An 8,889-nucleotide genomic window follows, 5' to 3' on the forward strand; every position below is an offset into this window, starting at 1 on the left:
GTGGGAGGGGGGGGGCTGGGGGGGCCACTCTTAGAGGGCCCTCAACCCCCGTTCCGTTTCAGAAGAAAGACGGAAGCGTGGGTGGTCCCCGCCGCGGGTGGGGCCTGGGGGGGGCCACGGTGCCACGACGACGACCGACGACGCATCGCACGCCGCCGGGCCGGGGTACACCGGGACGCCGGAACCCGGCGGCGCGAGAGCGTCCACCAGCCGTGTGCCCGCCGAGCCCAGAACTCCCCAACGGGGCATTACCACGGGTGTGGACGGCTCGGCCGACGCCACCCAGGCCGTTCGGTGGAGAATACCGGTGACTGCGTCCGCCGTCGCTGAGCCGGTACGCGGAAGAGGCCGGAGCGCCAGCGAACGGACCGTCGCCACCGGTGAGCCCGTCTCGTCGGCCAGCTCCACTCCGGCCTGACCGTCCGGCCCAGGGGCCACCCGTACCCGCAAGCGCTGCACACCCGTGGTGTGCACGCGCACCCCGCTGAAGGCGAACGGCAGGGACAACCCGCCGGCCGCCGGATCGGCTGCCCCGGAACCGTTCGCGACAAGGCTGTCCAGGGCCAGGGCGTGCAGCGCCGCGTCGAGCAGTGCGGGATGCAGGACGAACTCCGGGCCGTCCGCCTCCCGGCGCGGAGTCCGGGCCGCTTCGGGCAGCGCGATGTCCGCGTACAACTCCTCCCCGTGCCTCCAGGCGGCGCGCATGCCCCGGAATGCGGGGCCGTAACGCAGCCCGTCGGCGGCCAGTTGCTCATACGGTCCGGTCCCCGGACGGTCGGCATGCAGTGGGATTGCCGCCTCCGGCGGCCAGGACGCGTCCGGCCGGGGCATGCCGCCGGTCTCGCCTGCGGTTGCTCCCCGGTCCGCAGGCGGCTGCGCCGGCGAAAGAGTGCCGACGGCGTTCCGGAGCCAGGGCTCATCACCCGTCGGAGTATGTGGCCGGGAGTGGAAGAGCACAGCCCGCCGCCCCGCGTCGTCCGCCCCCGCCACCCTCACCTGCAAGGCGACAGCACCGTCCGAGGGCAACGGCAGCGGCGCGGTCAGAACGAGCTCGTCCAGGACGTCCGCGCCAGCCAACTCACCGGCGTGCAGGGCCATTTCGACGAAAGCAGTCGCCGGAAGCAAGATCTCCCCAGCCACCACATGGTCGGCAAGCCACGGCTGGTCCTGCACCGACAGCAACCCGCTCAGCAGCAGCCCGTCGTCGTCGGCCGTGCGGGTGCCCGACCGCAGGAACGGATGGGCGGGCGCGGCAGTCGGGGACACGGGCGGATGCTCCGGGTCGGTCTCCAGCCAGTACCGGCGGCGCTGGAAGGCATACGTGGGCAGTGCGACGCGCCGCCCGCCGCTCCCGGCGTGGACAGCCCGCCAGTCGACGGGAACGCCATGGGAATGCAGCGCGGCCAGCGTGTCGAGCAAGGCATCCGCCTCCGGCCGCTTCCCGCGCAGTGTCGGCAGAACCAGTGGTACCGGGCCCCGTTCGCCGCCGCCCACCTCGCCCGTGTCCGGGTCGGCCGGGGATGGCCCGGACACGGCAAGGCAATCACGTACCAGGCCGGTGAGTACCCCGTCCGGCCCCAGTTCGACGTAGTGTGCCGCGCCCTGCTCACCCAGGTACGCCACCGAATCGGCGAAGCGAACCGGACGGCGGACATGGTCCACCCAGAATTCCGGCGTGCACACCTCCTCGGCGGTGGCCGCCCGGCCCGGCACAGCGGTGATCAGAGGCAGCCGCGGCGCGGCGAAGGACAGCCGCCGGACCACGTCCACGAACTCGGCCAGCACGGGCTCCATCCGAGCGGAATGGAAGGCATGACCGACCCGCAGCGGCGTCACCGAACGGCCCCGTTCCCGGAAGTACGCGGCCACCTCCCGCACAGCCGACTCGTCGCCGGAGACAACCACCGAGGCAGGCCCGTTGATCGCGGCGATCTCCACCGCACACCCGGTCCCGGAGAGGTGGGCAGCCACCTCGTCCGCGCCGGCGGCCACGGCCGCCATCGCGCCGCCCGAAGGCAGCGCGTCCATCAGCCGGCCCCGGGCCGCCACCAACGTGCACGCGTCCGCGAGGGACAGCACCCCGGCGACATGCGCCGCAGCCACCTCGCCCACCGAGTGCCCGGCCACCAGACCGGGGCGTACCCCCCACGCCTCGAACTGCCGGAACAACGCCGTCTCCAGAGCGAAGAGCGCCGGCTGCGCGAACCGGGTCGTATCCAGCAACGCGCCCGTCTCCGTACCTGGCGCGGCGAACATGACGTCCCGCAGAGGCACCGGCAGCAGCGGGTCGAGCAGGGCACTGCACTCGTCCAACGAACCGGTGAAGGCCGGATAGAGATCCCGCGACTCGTACAATTCACGGCCCATGCCGACACGTTGACTGCCCTGACCGGTGAACAGAAAGGCCGATGGGCCGTGATGGCGGGACGTGCCCGTGTGCACTCCGGACCGGCCGTCGCCCTCCGCCACAGCCCGCAGGGAGCCGAGCAGCTCGGCACGTTCCCGGGCCACCACCACGGCCCGGTGCTCCAAGGCCGCACGCGTGGTGGCGAGCGAGTACCCGATATCCACCAGGGACGCGTCAGGAGCAGCGACCACATGGTCGTACAGCCGTCGCGCCTGGGCCCGCAGCCCCGGCACGCTCCTCGCCGATACCGGAAGGGCCACCGCGGCCCGCCCGGGACGCGCCGCACCCTCCAGCACCACTTCGGGCCCGACACGGCCCCTCGCAGCCCCGCCGTCCGCCACGGCACACAGCGACGCGGCCTGCTCGCCACCCGGAGCCTCTTGGAGCACCACGTGGGCGTTGGTGCCACTGATCCCGAACGACGACACCCCCACCCGGCGCGGGCGATCCGTCGCAGGCCACTCCACCGCCCGGGTCAGCAGCGAGATCCGCCCCGACGACCAGTCGACACGGGGCGTCGGCTCATCGGCGTGCAACGTACGCGGCAGCACACCATGCCGCATCGCCTGCACCATTTTGATCACACCGGCCACTCCGGCAGCGGCCTGGGTATGACCGATGTTCGACTTCACCGAGCCCAACCGGAGAGGACTCTGCCGCGCCTGCCGCCCGTACGTCGCGAAGAAGGCCTCCGCCTCGATGACGTCCCCCAGCCGGGTGCCGGTGCCGTGCGCCTCCACAGCGTCGATATCCCCAGGGTTCAGCCCCGCGTCCGCGAGCGCCTGCCGGATCACCCGCTGCTGCGCCGGCCCGTGCGGTGCGGTCAGCCCATTGCTCGCCCCATCCTGGTTCACCGCCGACCCACGCACCACGGCCAGTACCGGAAGCCCGGCGCGGCGCGCCTCGGACAACCGGCTCAACAGCAGCATTCCAGCACCCTCGGCCCACCCCGTGCCGTCGGCGGACGCACCGAACGCCTTGCAGCGGCCGTCCGGCGCCAGCGCCCGCTGGCGGCTGAACTCCACGAACGACGAGGGCCCCGACATCACCGTGGCGCCACCGGCCAACGCGAAAGCGCACTCACCCCGGCGCAGCGCCTGGGCCGCCAGATGCATGGCCACCAGGGACGAGGAACACGCCGTGTCCACGGTGATGGCCGGGCCTTCGAGGCCGAAGGCGTACGCGATACGACCCGAGGCGACGCTTCCGGCGTTGCCGAGGCCGAGGTACCCCTCGACATGCTCGGGCGTCCTTGCCAGGCGCCGCGCGTAGTCGCTGTACATCAGCCCGACGTACACCCCGGTCGCCGAGCCGCGCAGAGTGCTGGGGACGAGACCGGCGTACTCGAACGCCTCCCACGCCACTTCGAGCAGCAGCCGGTGCTGCGGGTCCATGGCCAACGCCTCGCGGGGCGAGATACCGAAGAAGCCGGGGTCGAAGCGGTCCACACCGGAGAGGAAACCCCCTTCGCGCACATACGTCCGTCCGGGCCGTCCGGGGTCCGGGTCGTACAGCGCCCGGACGTCCCAGCCCCGGTCGGTGGGGAAGGGACTGATGGCGTCCTTCCCGTCGGCCACCAGCCGCCACAGCTCCTCGGGAGAGGTCACATCTCCGGGATAGCGGCAAGCCATCCCCACGATCACCACGGGATCGTCGTCCGACCGGGCCGCACTCCGGTCCACGGACCCGGCGTCGGCCGGCGCGGCGGCGTTCCGCTCCCCGAGGTGGGCGGCGAGCGCTGCGGCCGTGGGAAAGTCGAAGGCGACGGCCTCGGAGAGCGGCAGGCCGGTCACCGCCGACAACCGCTCCCGCAGCACCGTCGCCGTCAGGGAATCCATACCCAGGTCCCGCAGCGCCGTGCTCGGCTCCACCGCCTGAGCCGTACAGCCGAGCACGGCCGCCACCTCGCCCCGCACCAGGGCCAGCAGGTCCTCCGACGGCTTCCCGGCGGCCTCCGCGCTCAGCGCCCGTGCCGGCAGGCCGGCGAGGTCCCGCCGCAGGGTCTTCCCGGAGGCGGTACGGGGAAGGTCCTCCACCACGAACAGCTCGGCGGGCACCTTGAAGCCGGACAGTTCCGCACGGCAGGCGGCGAGGATGCGCCCCCTGTCCAGCACGCCGCCGGGCTCGGCTACGAGATAGCCGACCGGCACCTCGCCGAAGACGGGGTGCGGGCGTCCGGCCACGGCGGCGTCCGCCACCCCCGGCAGCCGCCGCAGCACCGCCTCCACTTCCGCAGGATGGATGTTCACCCCGCCCCGGATGATCAGATCACTCGCCCGGCCGGTGATGGCCAGTCCGCCGGAGGCATCGATCCTGGCCAGGTCACCCGTGCGGAACCAGCCGTCGCGCAGTACCTCCGCGGTGGCTTCCGGCCTGCCGTGGTAGCCGGCCATCACCCCCGGCCCGCTGACCCACAACTCGCCCTCGCCCGTGTCCCGGCCATCGGGGCCCCCGCCAACCCGGACCCGGACGCCGGGCAGCACCCGGCCGCACGCCCCGGACGTCGACTCCTCGCCCGGCGTCGGCATGGTGACCGGGCCCGCCTCCGTGCTGCCGTAGTGCTCCAGATAAGGCACACGGCAGATCGCCCCGAAGGACTCGCGGAACCCGGGCCCCGCCGCGGCGCCACCACTGACACAACCCCGCAGCGCGGGGGCGCCGAGACCGCCGCCGTCCTCACCACTCTCCTCGCCCCGGACCGCGTCGAGCAGCGCCGAATACGTGGTCGGAACTCCGCCGAGCAAGGTGAACGAGGCGTCCCCACGCCGCAGTTCGCCGAGCACCCCCGCCACCGAGAACCGGGGCAGCAGCACCGCGCTCGCCCCCACTGCGGTCACCCCGAGGAAACACACAATCTGGCTCATCGCGTGATGGAGGGGCAACGGCCACAGCACATGGTCCCGTTCGGACAGGCCCAGGACACCGACAAGGCCCGTCGCGACCGGCGCGAGGCGGTTGCGCTGGGTGGACAGGACGCCCTTGGGCGTGCCGGAGGAGCCCGAGGTGTAGAGCAGCCATGCCACCTCGTCCAGTGCGAGATCATCCCGGGCCGGCGTCCGCGGCTCCGTACCCGCCAACTCCTCGAACCGCAGAACGCCGCCCGCGCCCGCGACCCCGGCGGGCCGGCCCCCGGCTCCGCCGGCCCCGTCCGCCGGCTCCATGCGGTCCGCGCACGAAGGCGAGTTCCCGGCCCCGTCCTCGGCGCCGCCTTCGGCCACCACCACAGTCAACCCGGGTCGCAACGGCAGCGTTCGCCGCCGCGTCAGGCAGGCGTCATCGGTGATGAGCACCCGTGCCCCGCTGTCGTCCAGCAAGCGGGTCAGCTCATCCTCCGAGTTCCCGGGGTCCAGAGGTACGCCCACGCCGCTCGCCCGGGTGACGGCGAGCAGGCTCTCGACCGCCTCGACACGGTTGCCGAGCAGTACGGCCACCCGGTCACCGCGCGCCAGACCGAGTCCAGCCAGGTGACCGGCCAGCCGTGCGGTCCTCCGTTCCAGCTCCCGGTAGGTCACACGCCTGAGCCGGTCCTCGAAACAGATCTTGTCCCCGAGGCGCCGGGCGTGGTGCCCGAGCAGTTCCGACAGTGGTTTGACGATGTCGGCGTGCCTACTCACCGCATGACCTCCTTGAGATGACCCGCAGTTGAGGACGACGGCACGGTGTACCAGGTTGCCTCCCGGCGACGGGTCGACGCCGACGGGGTACGGCTCGCTTTCCGTTTCCATCGAATTCCATCGAACAGGGTGGTCGTGTGCCGTGTTCAGCTCTGCGGGCTCAGTCCCGCCACGGCCGGCCGGAACGGCCGGTCCGTCCGGTTGGCGGAGGCGGGGTGGTGCTCCGTGGTCAGGGCGATACCGACGGCCGGCGTGATCAGTTCTGTGACAGTGACGTCTGCCGCCACCGCGCCATCCCGCACGGCGCGGTGGCGGCAGCGGACCTCCCGCTTCTTCCATTGCCGCTGAACAGTTCGCGCCCTCCTCGCGAGGGGGGAGTAGCAGCAGTCCCCCCGGGGCTGGTCGCGTAGCGGACCTTGCCGACCAGGCGCAGCAGTACCCACCGCGCTCCGGCCGCGCCCGGCGCCTTCTCGAAGGGGCCTCGTCGATCGCGGCGGCGTGGAGCAGGTCGGCGAGTGTGGTTCGACCACCGGTCCCCGTCCAGGCGGAGGCGAAGCCGCCGAGGACCGGCTCTGGGCTGATGTTCCGCTCGATCGTATGCTCGTCCGCGTCGAGGCACGCGTCGACTGCTGCTTCTATAGCCTCAAGCAATGGCGCGGCTCAGGGACTTGAGGACTCGCGCGGTGGCGCCCAGTTCCGTTGTTACCAAGTGCGGACAAGAACTCGGTGAACGACTCCTGCCCGGGTGCCATCTCACGGGGTGTAACGAACAGCAGATCCGGCCGGCCGCCCTGCGGGAGCAAGTGCAGGCGCCGCATCCTGATATCCCATGGGGGCTTCAACAATGACCACTCGCCGTGCTCGCCGTACCGCCCGTTCCGCCGGCCTGGTGGCCGTCGCCGCCGCTGCGGCATTCTCGCTGACCGCCTGCCAGAGCGGGGGCAACGACGCTGCCGCCGGCGCGGAGAAGAAGTTCTCCAGCTCCGCCTCCAGCTCCACCGGTAACGGTGGAGCGCCCGACGGCGCCAAGACCAGCGCAGACAAGGCCCAGATCAGCGTGCAGACCGGGACGTCCGCCGCGCACCGCGCCACCGCACCGGCCGCCGTGGCCGCCGCGGCCAAGGCGGCATCCCCGGTCCGCACCCAGACCTTGGCGGACGGCAGCAAGGCCGAGATCTACGAGCTCGGTGACCAGCACTACCGCGCCAAGATCGTCAGCCGCGGTTCGGTTCTGGCCACGCTGGAGACGAAGGGGCAGGACGCCGGGCTCGACGCCAACGACATGTTCGTCGTGCTCACGCTGAGCGGCGAGGTGCATTCCTGGATGGGCGGCGGACATTCCGGACCGGGCACCTTCAAGCTCGCGGGCGGTTGGACGGCCAAGGTCACGAAGATCGGCGAGCTGCGGTACCGCGCGCAGATCCTCGGCAACGAGGGCGCGGTGGAGGCCACGATGGAGGCGAACCAGCACGACACCGGGCTCGACGCCAACGGCGTATACATCGTGCTCAGCAACGGCGGTGTGATCAGCTCCCACCTGTAAGCGCCTGCCCGGCTGTGCGGTGGCCTCACACCGGGCCGGGCCGTCTCGCAGCCCACACGCTTCGCCATCTGACAGATGCACTTCGAGGGGGCGCGAGGAGTTGGGCCTCCTTCGGCGAGGCAGCCGTGACAGCCGCCAGCGCCGTCGTCATTGACCGGTGAACCACATGGATGCGCTGCTACCGGGACGAGAAAGACACCTGGTTCTGCTTCGAGGTCGATACCGAAAGCCTGGTGACTCGGCAGATCGAGCTCGAAGGGCCTGAGCTGACCCCGATCGCAGCGGCCTGCCTCGAAGAATGGCAGCGGGCCTACGGCGCGGGCTGCCTCGACGAGTACGACCGCAGGTACGGGGTCACCGCTGAACTTCTCGTCTCAGAGCGGGAAGGCCATGCCTCGGAGCAGTTGGCCTTCCACGAGCTCAGGGAGACCGGGGACATCGCTCGCCAGCAGATCGCCGCCCAGACGTCATGACTCCAGAAGCGGGCGGGAGGAAATGCCACCCCTCCCGAGACACGAGCACCCGGCCGCCGGATGAAACAGCTCGAGTATCCGCTGGTCAGTGCAACGCTCTGCGTCACGAGCCGCGAGTTGTCACATCAATTACAGGCTCTCAGCTTGCCATTTGCACGAAACTGAGACCCCTGGTGTCCTGTCGCATTGAAGCTGTTGGATTCCCACCTGTTCTCGTTCGTGCTGTCCGATTCTCATCCGGGCACGTACTGAGGGCCGCCGCCTATTCCGTTCGTGGCATCTGTGCTCACTTCGCCGGGACCTGACGAAATGCACACGGCGACGGCGACGGCGGCAGGTCGGCGATCCCCAGCGGCGGTCGGCAGCGCCGAAGATCACCAGGACTGGGACGTCGAGGGCGGCGAGGCGCTCGGGCACGCTCCGCTCGGCGATGTACGCGGTGTTTCGGCGCAGCACCGTCCTGAACGTGAGATAGCCGATGTCCCGGACCTCGGCGACCAGGTCGTCAGGGACGTCCACCGGGCGGTGCATACTGTGGCCACCCCCCTGCGGAGCATCGCGTCCGAACGGATCGACCAGAGGAGCGGGCCCAGCGGCGGGGCAATCAGCATCCGAAGGAGGACGGGCTGCGGAAGGAGCGCGTCGGGACTCGGGCCGCTGCTGATCAGTGCGAGCGAACCGACCAGGTCAGGGCGCTGTTCGGTAAGCGCGGTGGCGATGTATCCACCGCTGGAGTGCCCGACCACGGTGACCGGACGAAGGGCGAGCTCGTCGAGCACCGCGGCCAGGCGGCCAGGCGGCCAGGCGGCCAGGCGGCCAGGCGGCCAGGCGGCCAGGCGGCCAGGCGGCCAG

At 71.4% G+C, this 8,889-nt stretch carries 4 protein-coding genes and 1 pseudogene; 2 read left to right on the forward strand and 3 right to left on the reverse strand.

The annotated features are described in order from the left end of the window. Window positions 1–30: 30 nt before the first annotated feature. Window positions 31–6,021, reverse strand: coding sequence for a beta-ketoacyl synthase N-terminal-like domain-containing protein (locus tag ACFVX4_RS40475; RefSeq protein ID WP_389988034.1), 5,991 nt, complete (start codon window positions 6,019–6,021; stop codon window positions 31–33). 146 nt (window positions 6,022–6,167) lie between these two features. Further along, window positions 6,168–6,308: a hypothetical protein gene (locus ACFVX4_RS40480; RefSeq protein ID WP_389988037.1), complete on the reverse strand. Its 141-nt coding sequence runs from the start codon at window positions 6,306–6,308 to the stop codon at window positions 6,168–6,170. A 557-nt stretch (window positions 6,309–6,865) separates the two neighbouring features. Between ACFVX4_RS40480 and ACFVX4_RS40485 the strand changes: the two genes are divergently transcribed. Together ACFVX4_RS40485 and ACFVX4_RS40490 are read left to right on the forward strand one after the other, a co-directional pair. Further along, a complete protein-coding gene (locus tag ACFVX4_RS40485) occupies window positions 6,866–7,564 on the forward strand; it encodes a hypothetical protein (RefSeq protein ID WP_389988040.1) in 699 nt (232 codons plus the stop codon). Between the two features lie 233 nt (window positions 7,565–7,797). Further along, on the forward strand, window positions 7,798–8,037 hold the full coding sequence (locus ACFVX4_RS40490; RefSeq protein ID WP_389988043.1) for a hypothetical protein: 240 nt from the start codon (window positions 7,798–7,800) through the stop codon (window positions 8,035–8,037). A gap of 348 nt (window positions 8,038–8,385) precedes the next feature. Here the strand turns inward: ACFVX4_RS40490 and ACFVX4_RS40495 are convergent. Further along, a pseudogene (locus ACFVX4_RS40495) lies at window positions 8,386–8,889 on the reverse strand (alpha/beta fold hydrolase); the annotation flags it as partial.

It is taken from the genome of Streptomyces sp. NPDC058240 (genome assembly GCF_042882135.1).
In the GTDB taxonomy this organism is placed as follows: domain Bacteria; phylum Actinomycetota; class Actinomycetes; order Streptomycetales; family Streptomycetaceae; genus Streptomyces.

Coding starts and splice junctions, on each gene's coding strand:
- ACFVX4_RS40485 (WP_389988040.1), top strand. CDS start 6,866: ATGACCACTCGCCGTGCTCGCCGTACCGCCCGTTCCGCCGGCCTGGTG.